The sequence below is a fragment of the Streptomyces sp. NPDC090083 genome (assembly GCF_044747445.1).
In the GTDB taxonomy this organism is placed as follows: Bacteria; Actinomycetota; Actinomycetes; order Streptomycetales; family Streptomycetaceae; genus Streptomyces.
Genome location: NZ_JBIVED010000004.1, coordinates 798,513 through 812,573 on the forward strand (window position 1 = coordinate 798,513; position 14,061 = coordinate 812,573).

General features: G+C 71.7%; 13 protein-coding genes. 8 read left to right on the forward strand and 5 right to left on the reverse strand.

Annotated elements, in window-relative coordinates; genetic code table 11:
• Positions 1-22 precede the first annotated feature (22 nt).
• The gene (locus ACIPTO_RS18795; protein ID WP_401193376.1) at positions 23-1,342 is read left to right on the forward strand and encodes an acyl-CoA dehydrogenase family protein; all 1,320 of its coding nucleotides are present in this window, start codon (positions 23-25) and stop codon (positions 1,340-1,342) included.
• Positions 1,339-2,115: an SDR family NAD(P)-dependent oxidoreductase gene (locus ACIPTO_RS18800; protein ID WP_401193379.1), complete on the forward strand. Its 777-nt coding sequence runs from the start codon at positions 1,339-1,341 to the stop codon at positions 2,113-2,115. The genes ACIPTO_RS18795 and ACIPTO_RS18800 overlap by 4 nt, the downstream gene beginning before the upstream one ends.
• On the opposite strand, the gene ACIPTO_RS18805 is transcribed toward ACIPTO_RS18800, so the two are convergent.
• From ACIPTO_RS18805 to ACIPTO_RS18815, 3 genes are read right to left on the reverse strand one after another with little or no spacing between them, the layout of a single operon-like run.
• A complete protein-coding gene (locus tag ACIPTO_RS18805) occupies positions 2,112-3,140 on the reverse strand; it encodes a phosphotransferase family protein (protein WP_401193382.1) in 1,029 nt (342 codons plus the stop codon). The two genes, ACIPTO_RS18800 and ACIPTO_RS18805, sit on opposite strands and share 4 nt — an antisense overlap.
• On the reverse strand, positions 3,137-4,657 hold the full coding sequence (locus tag ACIPTO_RS18810) for a fatty acid--CoA ligase family protein (protein ID WP_401193385.1): 1,521 nt from the start codon (positions 4,655-4,657) through the stop codon (positions 3,137-3,139). Before ACIPTO_RS18810 ends, ACIPTO_RS18805 begins: the two co-directional genes overlap by 4 nt.
• A 41-nt stretch (positions 4,658-4,698) precedes the next feature.
• Complete coding sequence (locus ACIPTO_RS18815) at positions 4,699-5,007, reverse strand: hypothetical protein (RefSeq protein ID WP_366317354.1); 309 nt, start codon at positions 5,005-5,007, stop codon at positions 4,699-4,701.
• A gap of 103 nt (positions 5,008-5,110) precedes the next feature.
• Between ACIPTO_RS18815 and ACIPTO_RS18820 the strand changes: the two genes are divergently transcribed.
• Entirely contained in the window at positions 5,111-5,884 is a 774-nt protein-coding gene (locus tag ACIPTO_RS18820) for an enoyl-CoA hydratase/isomerase family protein (protein ID WP_401193388.1), read from the forward strand.
• A gap of 63 nt (positions 5,885-5,947) precedes the next feature.
• Positions 5,948-6,952 (forward strand): LLM class flavin-dependent oxidoreductase, encoded by a 1,005-nt coding sequence (locus ACIPTO_RS18825; RefSeq protein ID WP_401193391.1) that lies wholly within the window; start codon positions 5,948-5,950, stop codon positions 6,950-6,952.
• Positions 6,953-7,030: 78 nt separating this feature from the next.
• Here ACIPTO_RS18825 and ACIPTO_RS18830 read toward each other — a convergent pair whose 3' ends face one another.
• The gene (locus ACIPTO_RS18830; protein ID WP_401193394.1) at positions 7,031-8,290 is read right to left on the reverse strand and encodes an amidohydrolase family protein; all 1,260 of its coding nucleotides are present in this window, start codon (positions 8,288-8,290) and stop codon (positions 7,031-7,033) included.
• 187 nt (positions 8,291-8,477) lie between these two features.
• Here ACIPTO_RS18830 and ACIPTO_RS18835 point away from each other — a divergent pair, with 187 nt between their 5' ends.
• On the forward strand, positions 8,478-9,956 hold the full coding sequence (locus tag ACIPTO_RS18835; protein WP_401193396.1) for an aldehyde dehydrogenase family protein: 1,479 nt from the start codon (positions 8,478-8,480) through the stop codon (positions 9,954-9,956).
• A 15-nt stretch (positions 9,957-9,971) separates the two neighbouring features.
• Here ACIPTO_RS18835 and ACIPTO_RS18840 read toward each other — a convergent pair whose 3' ends face one another.
• Positions 9,972-11,144, reverse strand: a complete 1,173-nt coding sequence (locus ACIPTO_RS18840) for a thiolase family protein (RefSeq protein WP_401193399.1) — start codon at positions 11,142-11,144, stop codon at positions 9,972-9,974.
• A 154-nt stretch (positions 11,145-11,298) separates the two neighbouring features.
• Between ACIPTO_RS18840 and ACIPTO_RS18845 the strand changes: the two genes are divergently transcribed.
• From ACIPTO_RS18845 to ACIPTO_RS18855, 3 genes are read left to right on the forward strand one after another with little or no spacing between them, the layout of a single operon-like run.
• Positions 11,299-12,423, forward strand: coding sequence for an acyl-CoA dehydrogenase family protein (locus tag ACIPTO_RS18845; RefSeq protein ID WP_401193401.1), 1,125 nt, complete (start codon positions 11,299-11,301; stop codon positions 12,421-12,423).
• 23 nt (positions 12,424-12,446) lie between these two features.
• Positions 12,447-13,211: an SDR family NAD(P)-dependent oxidoreductase gene (locus ACIPTO_RS18850; protein WP_401193404.1), complete on the forward strand. Its 765-nt coding sequence runs from the start codon at positions 12,447-12,449 to the stop codon at positions 13,209-13,211.
• A gap of 47 nt (positions 13,212-13,258) precedes the next feature.
• Positions 13,259-14,017, forward strand: coding sequence for an SDR family NAD(P)-dependent oxidoreductase (locus ACIPTO_RS18855; protein ID WP_401193406.1), 759 nt, complete (start codon positions 13,259-13,261; stop codon positions 14,015-14,017).
• Positions 14,018-14,061: the final 44 nt, after the last annotated feature.

The following is a 14,061-nucleotide window of genomic DNA, read 5'->3' on the forward strand; positions in this document are numbered from 1 at the left end:
ACCCGCACCTTCCGGAGGGCCGATGCTGGACTTCTCGATCGAACCCGGGTTCCAGGCCAAGCTGGACTGGGCGACGGCCTTCGTACGGGAGGAGGTCGAGCCGCTCGATCTGCTGTTCCCGCACAGCGGCGACCCGTACGACACGCGCAACGAGAAGGCGCGCGCGATCCTCCGACCGCTCCGGGAACAGGTCCGGGCCCAGGGCCTGTGGGCCTGCCATCTCGGCGCCGAACTCGGCGGCGCGGGCTACGGCCAGGTGAAGCTCGCCTACCTCAACGAGATCCTCGGCCGCTCCTACTGGGCCCCGACCGTCTTCGGCACCGCGGCCCCGGACACCGGAAACGCCGAGATCCTGGCGATGTTCGGCACCGACGAGCAGAAGGCGCGCTATCTGCGGCCCCTGCTCGACGGGGACATCGTCTCCACCTTCTCGATGACGGAACCGCAGGCCGGAGCCGATCCGAAGGAGTTCGTGTGCCGGGCCCGGCGCGACGGGGACGCGTGGGTGATCGACGGGGAGAAGTGGTTCTCCTCCAACGCGCGGTACGCGTCCTTCCTCATCGTCATGGCCGTCACCGACCCGGACGCCGCGCCGCACGCCCGGATGTCGATGTTCATCGTCCCGGCGGAGACGCCCGGCATCGAGATCAAGCGCAACGTCGGCACGATGGACGAGCGCGACTCCCTCGACGAGGGCATCCACGCCTACATCCGCTACGACCAGGTGCGGGTCCCGCTCGACGCCATGCTCGGCGGCCCCGGCGAGGGCTTCCAGGTCGCCCAGGCCCGGCTCGGCGGAGGCCGGGTGCACCACGCGATGCGGACCGTCGGCAAGTGCGCCCGCGCCTTCGACATGATGTGCGAGCGTGCGCTGTCCCGCCGGACTCAGGGCACTCTTCTCGCCGAGAAGCAGGCGGTGCAGCAGTTCATCGCGGACTCCTGGGTGGAGTTGCAGCAGTTCCGGCTGCTGGTGCTGCACACCGCCTGGATCATCGACACCCAGCCGCACGGCGCGGCCCGCACCCAGATCGCGATGTGCAAGGTCCAGACGGCGAAGGTGCTGCACGACGTCATACAGCGCGCCCTGCATCTGCACGGCTCGCTCGGCACCACCAACGAACTCCCGCTCGCGGCCTGGTGGATGGCCGCGCCGAACCTCGCCCTCGCCGACGGCCCCACCGAGGTCCACCGCACCACGATCGCGAGACAACTGCTGAGGAACCGGCGCCCGGCCGAGGGCTTGTTCCCCAGTGAGCACATCCCGCCGAAGCTGGAGGCCGCCCGCAAGCGCTACGCCCATGTCATCGACGACGACAGCCTCACGGGCCGGGTGCAGGCATGAGCGCCGGGCGCGACACCAAGTCCCTTGCCCCGGCCGACCTGTTCGACCTCACCGGCAAGGTCGCCCTCGTCACCGGCGGCAGCCGGGGCCTGGGCCTCGCGATGGTGCGCGCCTTCGCCACCGCGGGCGCCGACGTGGTGATCGCCAGCCGCAAGGGCGAGGCGTGCGAGACCGTGGCGGCCGAGATCCGCGCCCTCGGCCGCCGCGCCCTGCCGGTCCCCGCGCACGTCGGCCACTGGGACGACCTGGCGCGCCTCACCGACGCGGCCTACGAGGAGTTCGGGAAGGTCGACGTCCTGGTCAACAACGCCGGCATGTCCCCGCTCGCCCCGTCCTCGGCCGACACCAGCGAGGAACTGTTCGACAAAGTGATCGGCGTGAACTTCAAGGGCCCGTTCCGCCTGGCCTCGTTGATCGGGCGGCGGATGGCCGACGGGGACGGCGGCTCGATCATCAACGTCTCCTCCTCCGGTGCCCTGATGCCCCAGCCGCGCTTCGGGCCCTACGCCGGCGCCAAGGCCGCGCTCAACGCCCTGACCACGGTCTTCGCCCTGGAGTACGGCCCGGCCGTCCGGGTCAACACGATCTCGGCCGGTCCCTTCCTCACGGACGTCTCCACGTCCTGGGCGGCGGAGAAACGCCGGACCGCGCGGAGCGCGATCGGCCGCCCCGGGCAGCCGGAGGAGATCGTCAGCACCGCGCTGTACCTGGCGAGCGACGCGTCCAGCTATACGACGGGGGCGCTGATCCGAGTGGACGGCGGACTGTACTAGCCGAGCAACTCCAGTGCCCCGTCGAGCAGTTCGGGAAGCGCGGGCAGCATCCGACGGTGCATGTCGGTCACCTGCCCGGCCTTCCGGCCCCGCTTGATCAGCAGCGCGGTCGCGGCCGACTCCTTGTACCGGGTGAGCGCCTCGAACCACCACAGGTCCCGCAGCGGTTCGCCCCGCGCCCGCTCGTAGGCGTCGACGAGTTCGGCCCCGGAGGGCATACCGGTCGGCTCGTCCGACGGGGCGGCGGGATGGCGGGCCTCGTCGGTGAAGAAGGTCAGCCAGGTCATGTCGACCCGGGGATCGCCGAGCGACCAGATCTCCCAGTCGATGATCGACGTCACCGCGCCGGCCTCGCAGAGGGTGTTGCCGAGCCGGTAGTCGCCGTGGGTGAACACCGGTGTCAGGGCGGCGGGCACCGTGGCGTGCAGCCGCTCCGCGACCGTCTCGTGGCCGGTGCGTAGATCGTCGGGGACGGTGCCGAACGCGCGGGTCCAGCGGTCGATCTCGGCGTGCAGGGTGACCGCCGGTTCCGCGGCGAGCGCCGTGCGCCGGGGGTCCACGCGATGCAGGTCGGCGAGCATCCGGGCGGCGTCGAGGGCGCGGGAGCGCACCTGGTCCGGCGGGAGGGTGCCGCGGGGCACGAGCACCGGTTCCACGCATGCGCCGGGTACGAGTTCCATCGCCACGAAGGGCTGGACCGTCGGAGGCGCGCCCGCGTCGCGGAACAGCACCTTCGGTACCCGTACGCCGGGCTGTCCGGCCAGGGCCGCCATCAGCCGGGCCTGGCGCAGCACGTCCCGGTTGCGGACCGGGGGCAGTCCGGGAGGAGCCACCTTGAGGACGACGCGTTCGTAGCCGGCCGGGACACCCGAGAGAGCGGCGACGTACGTCAGGCTCGACGTACCGCCGGTGAGCGGTTCGACGCCGTCCACCGTGGCCCCGGGAATCCAGCCGCCGACCGCGGCGGCCGTGCGCTCCGCCAACTCTCCTGTCGGGGAGGGGCTGTTGGTGGCGGCGACGCTCATGGCTGCCCTTTCGTCCCGTCCGCGGACGCGGTCAGTGCCGTCACGATGTCGCGGCGGATCAGCTTGCCGGTCACCGTGCGCGGGAGTTCGGTCCAGTACGTGATGCGGTCCGGGGTCTTCGCACCGCGCAGGGTGCCGCGTACGGCGGCGCGCAGTGCTCCGGCGTCTGTCTCGGCTCCGTCGCGTGCGACGACGACGGCCTCGACGCGCTGTCCCCACTCCTCGTCCGGCACGCCGACCACGACGGCGTCGAGCACGTCAGGGTGCCGCAGCAGGACGTCCTCGATCTCGGCGGGCGCGATGTTCTCCGCACCCCGGATGATCGTGTCGTCGGACCGGCCCTCGACGTGGAGGAAGCCGTCGGCGTCGAGGCGGCCCCGGTCGCGGGTGTGGAAGAAGCCCCGCTCGTCGACCGCGGAGCCCTGTCCCGCGTACTCCCCCGAGACCTGCTCGCCGCGCACCCAGATCTGCCCGGTCTCGCCCGCGCCGAGCAACGCGCCGCTCCCGTCGCGGACTTCGAGCTCGATGCCCGGCACCGGCCGCCCCGCCGAGCCCAGCCGGGCGCGCACCACCGGGTCGCCGCTCGCGACCGCCGCCCGGTGTTCGTCCGGGCCGAGGACCGCGACGGTGGACGACGTCTCCGTCAGGCCGTAGGCGTTGACGAAGTCCACCGCCGGCCAGGCGCGCAGCGCCGTCTCGATCACCCGCACCGGCATCCTGGCGCCGCCGTAGGCGAGCGAGCGCAGTGCGGGCACCGAGCGGTCGAGGCCGTCCGTGTCCATGATCCGGGCGAGCATGGTCGGGACCACCATCGCGTGGGTGATCCGCTGCTCCCGGACGAGGGCGAGCCAGCCCTCGGGGGTGAACCGGTCGAGGGTGAGGGTGCGCCGCCCGGCGTAGAGGTTCGTGAGCACGTTCGAGACGGCGGCTATGTGGTACGGCGGCACGGACATCAGCGCCGCCTCGGCGGGGTCGGCCGCGCCGAACTCCACCGTGCCGAGCACGTAGGAGACGAGGTTGTGGTGGCGGAGGATCACGCCCTTCGGGGCGGAGGTGGTGCCGCTGGTGTAGATCAGTACGGCCGGGGTGCCGGGTGACGGCGGCGGTTCGTGGCCGCCGTCGCCGCGGGTGTGCGCGGCGGCCTCCGCGAGCCAGGCCGCCGGGCGGTGCACCGGCAGTCCGGCTCGGCGCAGGGCCGCGTCCTGGTCGGGGGCGGCGATGGCCAGGGCGTGCGGGTGGTTGGCGAGCAGGGCGTCCAACTGTTCGTCGCCCAGGCGGTAGTTGACCGGGACGAGGGGGACCTCGGCGCGGGCGGCGGCGAACTGGGCGACCGCGAAGGCGGGGCCGTTCGTGGCCAGGTACAGGATCGCGTCGGCGTCGGCCGCACGCACCAACCGGGCCCCGCCGACAGCCAGTTCGCGGAGTCGTACGGGGGTGAGGCCGTCCTGTGCGGGTCCGATCACCACCCGGTCGCCGAATCCGTCGGCGGCCATGTCCAGGATCATCGAGACGTTCATCGGCGCGCTTCCCGCTTCCCGTCGGTCGCTTTTTCCGTCCGTCAGTCCGAGGCCGGCAGTGGTTTGGCGCTCTTCACCGGCAGGGGGACGCCGTTGGCCGCGAGGGTGCCCTCGCCCTGTTTCGTGCAGAGGAGTTCGAGGCCCAGTTCCTCGTCGGCGTAGCGCTTGCCGAGCAGGGTGCCGTCCATCAGGTCGGGGTCGGGGGTGCCGGTGGCGGTGCCCGGCGCGGTCGCCTCGGTCATCGCGGCACCGCCGCAGGCGATGTCCACCTCGCCGTCCGGGCACCGCACGACGATCACCGCCGTGGTGTCCACCGTGCTGGCGAGCATCTGTCCCACTCGTGGCCTCATCGCAGGTTCCTCCGCGGATCTCGTTCCGTCCAGGGCGCCCGAAGACCAGAAAAAAGTATACTACTTACCTCGATCGCGTCGAGATGAGGAACGGAGTCGACGGATGGAACTCAAGACCGTCCTGTTCGAGGTGACCGATCATGTGGCCACCATCACCCTGGACCGGCCGCAGGCCATGAACAGCTTCAACCAGCCGATGCTGGACGACTTCTCCGCACTGTGGGACCGGGTCAGGACCGACGACGAGGTGCGTGTCGTCGTACTGCGCGGCTCGGGCGACCGGGCCTTCAGCACCGGCATGGACGTGAAGGAGGGCATCGACCGGCATCCCAACGCGTGGTCGCAGACCGACCCGGGCGCGTTCCTGTCGCCGAAGCTGAACCAGGTGTGGAAACCGCTGGTCTGTGCGGTGCACGGGATGGCGGCAGGCGGCGCGTTCTACTGGCTCAACGAGGCCGACATCCTGATCTGTTCGCAGGACGCGACCTTCTTCGACCCCCACGTCAGCTACGGGCTGACCGCGGCGCTCGAACCGATCGGGCTGGCCCGCCGCATCCCGCTCGGCGAGACCCTGCGCATCGCGCTGCTCGGCCTGGACGAACGCCTGTCGGCCGCGCGCGCCCTGCAGATCGGCCTGGTCAGCGAGGTGGTGCCGGCCGGCGAACTCTGGGACCGGGCGGACGAGATCGCGCGCATGATCGCGGCCAAGCCGCCCGCCGCGATCCAGGGCACGGTCCGCGCGATCTGGGAGTCCCTGGACGCGACCCGCACCCAGGCGCTGCGCACCGGGCTGTCGTACACCCAGATCGGCAACCCGGTCGGCAAGGCGGAGGTGGACCGCGCGGCGGTGCCCCGCGGGCGGTGGACACTGCGCTGACGCTCCCCTACGCTCCATAAAACAGTATCCTTTTTTACGAAGTTCCATGGAGGGCTGGCTCCGATGCGCTTTGGCATGCCCTGGCCGGGCCGGGATGTGGCACATGAGGCCGAGGAGGCCGGCGCGGGCGCCTTCTGCGCCGGCGAGTTCGTGGACCACGACGCCTACCTCACCCTCGCCGAGATCGTCGCCCACTCCGAGCACGCCCTGGCGGGGCCCGCCATCGCCTACGCCTTCGCCCGCACCCCGTACGCGCACGCCACCGCGCTGCGTCACCTGCACGCCCAGGCGCCGGGACGGCTCTTCCTCGGCCTGGGCAGCGCCGCGTTCCGCATCAACCGCGACTGGCTGGACGTGCCCGCCGACCGGCCCGTGGCCCGGATCGCGGAGACCGTCGGCGCCGTGCGCGCCTGGCTGCGCGCGGAGAACGGCGAGCAGGTCCGCTACGCGGGCGAGTTCCACTCGATCGACGCCGACGTCCGCGCCCCCGTGCTCGGGCGCCTCGACATCCCCGTCCTGCTCGCCGCGTTCAACACCCGCATGGCCGCCACCGCGGGCCGGGTGGCCGACGGCGTCATCGGGCACGGCCTCTTCACCCGCTCCTGGTGGCAGGACGTCGTCCGCCCCTCCGCCGGGCACGGGACGGCGCAGGCCGGCCGGACCGAGCCCCTCCTGGAGCACGGCTGGGTCATCACGGCGGTCGACGACACCGCCCCCGAGCGGGCCGTCGCCGACGCCCGGCGCATGATCGCGTTCTATCTGACGGTGCGGACGTACGACCCGTTCGTGGCCCACCACGGCTGGGAAGGACCGGTGGCCCGGCTGCGCAGGGCGTTCCGGGCCGGGGACACCGACGCGATGGCCGCCGCCGTCACCGACGAGATGCTGACGGAGATCGCCGTGTGCGGGACGACGGCCGACGCGAAGGGCACGCTCGCCCGTCGCGCCGGTTCGCTGCCCCGTGACGTCGGCTATTTCGCGCCCCCGAGTTTCCTGGTGAGCCCGCGGCGCCGGGCCGCCTACGCCCGCGCCTCGCTCGCCCTGATCGGCGAACTGCCCGCGCCATGAGCGGGAGCGGCGGGCGGCACCCTCGGGCCGCCCGCCGCTGCCGTCGCGTTTCAGTACCCTGAAACGCCGTTTCTCCCGTCAGGCGCTCTCGGTGACCGGGGCGAGTTTCCTGCTCCGGTCGAAGTGCACGACGTCGGCCAGGGTGCCGCCCAGGATGGCCGCCCGGTCCTCGTCGTTCACGCCCTCGAAGTTCTCCGCGATGCACTCGGCGCTGCTGCGGAAGGTGCCTTCCGCGTGCGGGTAGTCGTTGCCCCACATGACCGTCGACAGGCCGGTGATGTGGCGGGCCTTGACGGCCGTGGGGTCGTCGGCGAACTGCACGTGGATCTGGCGCCGGACGTACTCGGTGGGCTTGAGCGGGTAGGGCCACTTGTCGTTGATCGCGAACAGCCGCCCCATGGAGGGCTGTTCGGTCGCCGGACGGCTGTCGTCCCAGAAGCCGAGCCACCAGTCGGGGTCCTGGCCGGTGCCCGTCTTCCACGCCTTGTCCATGTAGCCCATGAAGGAGACCAGCCAGCCCGCGGTGTACTCGATCAGGTTGAAGTGCAGGTCGGGGAAGCGCTCGCAGACTCCACCGCCGACCAGGCTGGCGATGATGCCCTGCGGACCGGCCACGCCGGCGCCGGCCGCGAAGCCCATGGTCCGGCCCGCCACCATGTCGTCGGTCAGGTTGCCCTTGCCCATGTTCATGGACGTCATCAGGCCCCGGACGGTCTGCGCCGTGCCGGAGATCTCCTGCTTGACCTTGACCCCGCCGGTGGCGACATGGATGAAGACCGGCAGGCCGTGCGCCTGGGCGGCGGCCCAGATCGGGTCGTAGTCACGGGCGTAGTACGGCATCGGCGGGATCTCCGGGAGGAGGATCGCGCCGAGGCCGAGCCTCGCGATCCGCTCGATCTCGGCCACGGCCGCGGGGACGTCCGTGATCGGGATCGCGGCCGTGGGGCGCAGCCTGTCCTTGTAGGGGAGGTAGCGCTCGACGAGGTAGTCGTTCCACACCCGCGCATGGGCCATCGACAGCTCGTGGTCGTCCGTGAACAGGACGAACAGCGACAGGTTGGGGAACATGACCGAGGCGTCGACGCCGTCGAAGTTCATGTCCCGGATGATGTGGTCGGGATCGCCGTCCGGGGTCTCCCCGCCGGTCTGGCGGTACTTGGAGATGGTCCAGCCGTCGAACCCGATGGTGTGGAGCTTCTTGAACTCCGTGTGCCCGCCCGGCACGATCGGCTCGTCGAGGGTGAACTCCTCTTCCCACAGCGCGCGTTCACGGAGCTGCTTGGGCAGGCGGGTCTTGAACAGATCGACCGGCTCGATGATGTGCGAATCGCCGGACACGACAAATTCCTTGAACACAGGCGGTACCTCTCTTCGAACTCCGTCGTCCGTAGCCAGAAGGCCGACCCCCAGATATCTGCGAAGTTAGCTGTACCGACCGGTCGAGTCAATAAAAGACGCACACTCATGACCCGGCATCCCTAATTCAGTACACTCAACACGGATCACACTGTTGAGGAGACGGCACATGACGACGACGTACTCGCTCTCTTCCCGGCTCTACATCGACGGGCTGCACACCGACGGCACCTCGGACGCGCGGATCGTCGTACGCAATCCGGCGACGGAGGAGGTCCTGGCCGAGGTTCCCGACTCCTCGCCCGCGGATGTGCGGCGCGCGGTCGAAGCGGCGCGGCGGGCCTTCGACGAGGGGCCGTGGCCGCGGATGAGGCCCGCCGAGCGCGGTGCCGTTCTGCTGCGCCTGGCCGAGGAGTTGGAGAGGCGGCTGCCGGAGCTGGTCGCCGTCAACATGGCCGAGGCGGGTTCGGTGCGGGCACTGGCGGAGACGCTCCAGACCCGGGTCCCGGTGGCGCATCTGCGGGACATGGCCGAGCGGGTGATCCCGGCCTTCGCCTGGGAGCGCCCGATGGATCCCACGGTCACGCCGGGCATCGGGATCTTCCAAGGGGTGCTGCGCCGCGAGGCGTTCGGGGTGTGCGCGCTGATCTCGGCGTACAACTTCCCCTTCTTCCTGAGCATGATGAAGGTGATCCCCGCGCTGGCCGCGGGCTGCACCGCCGTCCTCAAAGCGGCGCCGCAGACTCCGCTCGACTCGTTGCTGCTCGGCGAGTTCGCCGACGCGGCCGGGCTGCCGCCGGGCGTGCTGAACATCGTGACCGGTGATGTCGAGGCCGGCCGGGAGCTGACCACCCACCCGATGGTGGACCTCGTCAGCTTCACCGGGTCGGACACGGTGGGCCGCACGGTGTACGCGCAGGCCGCGGCCTCCATGAAGAAGGTCGTCCTGGAACTCGGCGGCAAGTCGGCCAACATCGTGCGTGCCGACGGCGACCTCGACGGCGCGGTCCGCTCCGCGCTGGCGGGGATGACCACCCATGCGGGACAGGGCTGTTCCCTGCTGACCCGCACCCTCGTGCACGAGTCCGTCCACGACGAGGTGGTCGACCGGCTGAGCGCGGCCCTCGCCGGGGTCAGGGTCGGCGACCCCACGGACCCGGCCACCACGATGGGCCCGCTGATCAGCGCGGCCCAGCGCGACAAGGTCGAGAAGCTGATCCGGATCGGAGAGGAGGAGGGCGCGCGGATCGTCCGCGGCGGCAGGCGACCGGACGGCCTCGGCAGGGGCTACTTCCTCGAACCCACGCTCTTCGCGGCCGTGGACAACGCGATGACGATCGCCCGGACCGAGTTCTTCGGACCGGTCGGCGTCGTCATCCCGTTCCGCACCGACGAGGAGGCGGTGCGCATCGCCAACGACAGTCCCTACGGCCTCGGCGGCGCCGTCTGGAGCGCCGACACCGTGGCCGCGTACGAGATGGCGGCCCGGCTCCGCACCGGCGGGGTCACGATCAACGGCGGCAGCGCCGGTGTCAACCCCCGTGCCGCCTTCGGCGGTTACAAGCAGAGCGGACTCGGCCGGGAGTGGGGCGGGTTCGGGCTCGACGAGTATCTGCAGACGAAGACGGTCAGTTGGGCCGCGCGCTGAGGCGTGTCCCGCCCGTCACGCGGTGAGCACCATGGCCGATCCCATCCCGCCGCCCGCGCACAGGGCCGCGACCGCCACTCCTCCCCCGCGTCGCCGCAGCTCGTGCACCAGGGTGACGACCATGCGCGCGCCGGTGGTGGCGATGGGGTGGCCGAGGCTGCAGCCGCTGCCGAACGGGTTGACCCGCTCGGGGTCGAGGCCCAGTTCACGGGTGGCGGCGACGGCCACCGCCGCGAAGGCCTCGTTGATCTCGAAGAGGTCGACGTCCTCGATCCGCAGCCCGGCGCGGTCAAGTGCCTTGTGGATGGCGGCGATCGGCGCCAGTCCCGTCCGCACGGGGTCGACGCCGACGCTCGCCCACGAACGGACGGTGGCGAGCGGGGTGAGTCCGTGCGCGGCGGCGACCTCGGCGGAGGCGACGACGACCGCGGCCGAACCGTCGTTCACGCCACTGGAGTTGCCCGCCGTGATGGAGTAGCCCTCGATCTCGGGGTGCAGCACCTTCAGGGCCGCGAGTCTCTCGGCGCTGGTGTCGCGGCGCGGATGCTCGTCGGCGGCGAACACCGACGTCGTCCCGTCGCGGCCGACGACCGTCACGGGGACGATCTCGTCGGCGAACCGCCCCTCGTCGATCGCCCGCACGGCCCGCTGGTGCGACCGCAGCGCCCATCCGTCCATCTCCTGACGGGAGGTGCCGGTGAGCCGGGCCGTGTTCCAGCCGACGAGCGTGGCCATGTCGTCGTGGGGCGCCTCGCGGGTCGGGGTGTGCGAGGGCGACATCCAGGGGTCCTGCCAGTCGTCGGTGCCGGGAATCCTGCGCCGGGACACGGGTGCCGTGGAGGAGGACTGGGTCCCGCCGGCCACGACCACGCGGTCCATCCCGGCGCGTACGCCCGCGGCGGCCGTCGCCACACTGGCCAGACCCGAGGCGCAGTGCCGGTTGTGGGCCAGGCCGGGCACATGCGTCAACCCCGCGTCCAGGGCCGCGTGGCGGGCGATGTCCCCGCCGCCGGCCAGGGTCTCGCCGAGGACGACGTCGTCGATCAGGTCGAGCGGAACCCCGGAGCGCCGCACCGCCTCGCCCACGACGACGGAGGCGAGGTCGAAGGCGCTGGTGTCCCGCAGCGTTCCCCTCCGGGCGGTACCGATCGCGGTGCGGCAGGCGGCGAGCAGAAGGGCATCGGTCATGCAATTAATGATACTCAACTAGCGGTTGGGTGCGAAAAAATGCCCGTATCCGGGCCTGGATCTCGACCGATCGCCGAATAGAGGATACCTTCTTCCTGTGTGATGGACCGGCTGTTGATCTGTCGTCGAAGCGCCGTGGACCGGGTGGTGGCTGGTGAACTTCGAACTCAGCGAGGAGCAGGCCATGCTCCGCGAGGCCTCGCGCGCCCTGCTGTCCGGCCGCGCCCCGATGACCGTCGTACGAGCGTCGGCGGACAGCTCGGAGGACATCGACCCGGAGATGTGGCGACTGACGTCCGACCTCGGCTGGCCCGGCCTCGCACTGCCCGAGGAGTACGGCGGATCCGGTCAGGGACTGGTCGAACTCGCCCTGCTCGCCGAGGAGATCGGCCGCGCGCTCGGCCGCGGCCCGTTCCTCCCCACGGCGGTGGTCGGCCGGGCGGTCGCCCACGGCGGTTCCGCGCGGCTGCGCGCGGAGATGCTGCCCGCGCTCGCCGCCGGGGACGGCTGGGCCACCTGGGCGTTCGCCGAACCGCACGCGCCCTGGACCCTCGACGGGGTCCGCGCCACCGCCCGTACGGACGGCGACGGGATCGTCCTCGACGGTGTCAAGACGGCGGTGCAGGACGCCGGTGGTGCACGATGGCTCCTCGTCACCGCCTGCCACGAGGGCGAACCGGCGTCGTTCGTCGTCGACCGCGCCGCTCCCGGGGTCAGGGTCCGGCGACAGCGCGTCCTGGACCTCACCCGCGCGTTCCACGAGGTGCGTCTCGATGCCGTACGCGTTCCGCCGGACGCCCGTCTCGACGACGGGCCCGCCGCCATTCAGGCCCTCCTCGACGAGGCGTCCGTCCTGCGCTGCGCCGACGCGCTCGGCGTGATGGAGCGCATGCTGGAGCTGACCGTCGAACACACCACGAACCGGGTGCAGTTCGGGCAGCCGATCGGCGGATTCCAGGCCGTCAAGCACGCGTGCGCCGACATGGCCCTCATCGTGCACGGCACCCGCGCCGCGACCTACCACGCGGCGATGGCCGCCGATGCCGGCACCGACGACGCCGCCCGTGCGGCCTGTGCCGCCGCGGCCTACGCCACGGCCGGCACCGGCGAAGTCGGCGCGCGGGCCCTGCAGTTGCACGGCGGCATCGGTTTCACCTGGGAGCACGACCTCCATCTCCATCTGCGCCGGGCCCGGGCCGACCGGGTGCTCCACGGCGATACGGCCGTCCATCGCGAGCGGCTGTGCGCCCTCCTTGAGCGGGCGTCCGTGTCCGCCTGAGCCGAGCGAAAGGGAGTCGACCGATGGAGATCAAGGGCAAGAAGGCCGTCGTGTTCGGCGGAGCCTCCGGAATGGGGCGCGCCAGCGCGGAGTTGCTCGCGGCGCGCGGTGCCGACGTCGTCGTACTCGATCGTCCCGCGTCGGCCGGTGCCGAGGTCGCGGCGGCGCTGGGCGGGCGTTTCCAGCCGGTCGACGTCACCGACTTCGAGGCGACGGCGCGTGCGCTCGCCACCGCCGTGGAGTCCCTGGGCGGGCTGCACGTCTCGATCACGACCGCGGGCGGCGGCACGGTGATGCGGACGCTCGGCAGGAGCGGGCCGCACGACCTCGACACCTTCCGCCGGGTGCTCGACCTCAACACGGTCGCGACCTTCAACGTCAGCCGCCTCGCCGCCGCGCACATGAGCCGCAACGAGCCCGAGGACGCGGACGGCGAACGGGGCGTCATCATCAACACGTCCTCGATCGCGGCGTTCGAGGGCCAGGTGGGCCAAGTCGCCTACGGGGCGGCCAAAGCGGCGATCGCCGGAATGTGTCTCACCATGGCGCGCGACCTCGGCACGCTCGGCATCCGGGTCCTGGCCATCGCGCCGAGCCTGTTCGACACCGGGGCGGTCGAGAAGATCCCGGCCGAGGCGCGGGCCGTCCTGGTCAAGGACGCGGCCTTCCCCAAGCGCCTGGGCCGGCCGGAGGAGTACGCGAAGCTGGCGCTCGCCGTCGTCGACAACCCGATGCTGAACGGCCAGTGCCTGCGGCTCGACGCGGGACAACGCTTCGCCCCCAAGTGACCGGTGCGGGGCGCCTCTTGGAAGCAGGACGACGACGGGAGCACCGTATGCCGGACCACGACGAGCACCAGGGCAGGGTCGCGTTCATCACCGGAGGGGGACGCGGCTTCGGCAGGGCGTTCGGCGCCGCGCTGTCGGCGCGGGGCGCGCACGTCGTGCTCGCCGACATCGACGGCGCGGCGGCGGAGGCCGCCGCCGCCGAACTCACCGCCGCGGGCGGCAGCGTGACCGGAGTGACCTGTGACGTGGCCGACGAGACGGCGGTCCAGGCGGTCGTCGACGAGGTCGCGGAGCGGCACGGCGGCCTCGACATCCTGGTCAACAACGCGGGCCTGCACGCGGCGTACAACAAGCCGTTCGCCGAACTCGGCCTCACCAAGGTGCGACGGGTGCTCGACGTCAACGTCATGGGCGTCGTCATCTGCTCCCTCGCGGCTCAGCGGGCCATGCGCGGGCGCCCCGGTGCCGCCGTCGTCAACATCTCCTCGTCGGCGGCCTACGCGAACCGCAGCGTCTACGGCGTCTCCAAGCTCGCGGTGCGCGGTCTGACGGTGTCCTTCGCGCGCGAGTTCGCCGCCGACGGCATCCGCGTCAACGCCATCGCCCCGGGGCTGATCCTCACCGACACGGTCCGCGCCGACCTCAACGAGGCCGAGGCGAAGCGGGTGTTGGGCGAGCAGATCCTCCAACGAGAGGGCGAGGAGGGCGACATCGTCGAGGCGCTGCTCTATCTGGTCTCGTCGCGGTCGTCGTTCGTCACGGGCGAGACGCTGCGGGTGACGGGCGGGTTCGCGCTGTCGGTCTAGCGTCTCTCCGGCGGCCACGGTGATCGCGTGGCCGCCGGACGCAT

Coding starts and splice junctions, on each gene's coding strand:
- ACIPTO_RS18855 (WP_401193406.1), top strand. CDS start 13,259: ATGCCGGACCACGACGAGCACCAGGGCAGGGTCGCGTTCATCACCGGA.
- ACIPTO_RS18835 (WP_401193396.1), top strand. CDS start 8,478: ATGACGACGACGTACTCGCTCTCTTCCCGGCTCTACATCGACGGGCTG.
- ACIPTO_RS18840 (WP_401193399.1), bottom strand. CDS start 11,144: ATGACCGATGCCCTTCTGCTCGCCGCCTGCCGCACCGCGATCGGTACC.
- ACIPTO_RS18795 (WP_401193376.1), top strand. CDS start 23: ATGCTGGACTTCTCGATCGAACCCGGGTTCCAGGCCAAGCTGGACTGG.
- ACIPTO_RS18800 (WP_401193379.1), top strand. CDS start 1,339: ATGAGCGCCGGGCGCGACACCAAGTCCCTTGCCCCGGCCGACCTGTTC.
- ACIPTO_RS18825 (WP_401193391.1), top strand. CDS start 5,948: ATGCGCTTTGGCATGCCCTGGCCGGGCCGGGATGTGGCACATGAGGCC.
- ACIPTO_RS18820 (WP_401193388.1), top strand. CDS start 5,111: ATGGAACTCAAGACCGTCCTGTTCGAGGTGACCGATCATGTGGCCACC.
- ACIPTO_RS18810 (WP_401193385.1), bottom strand. CDS start 4,657: ATGAACGTCTCGATGATCCTGGACATGGCCGCCGACGGATTCGGCGAC.
- ACIPTO_RS18815 (WP_366317354.1), bottom strand. CDS start 5,007: ATGAGGCCACGAGTGGGACAGATGCTCGCCAGCACGGTGGACACCACG.
- ACIPTO_RS18805 (WP_401193382.1), bottom strand. CDS start 3,140: ATGAGCGTCGCCGCCACCAACAGCCCCTCCCCGACAGGAGAGTTGGCG.
- ACIPTO_RS18850 (WP_401193404.1), top strand. CDS start 12,447: ATGGAGATCAAGGGCAAGAAGGCCGTCGTGTTCGGCGGAGCCTCCGGA.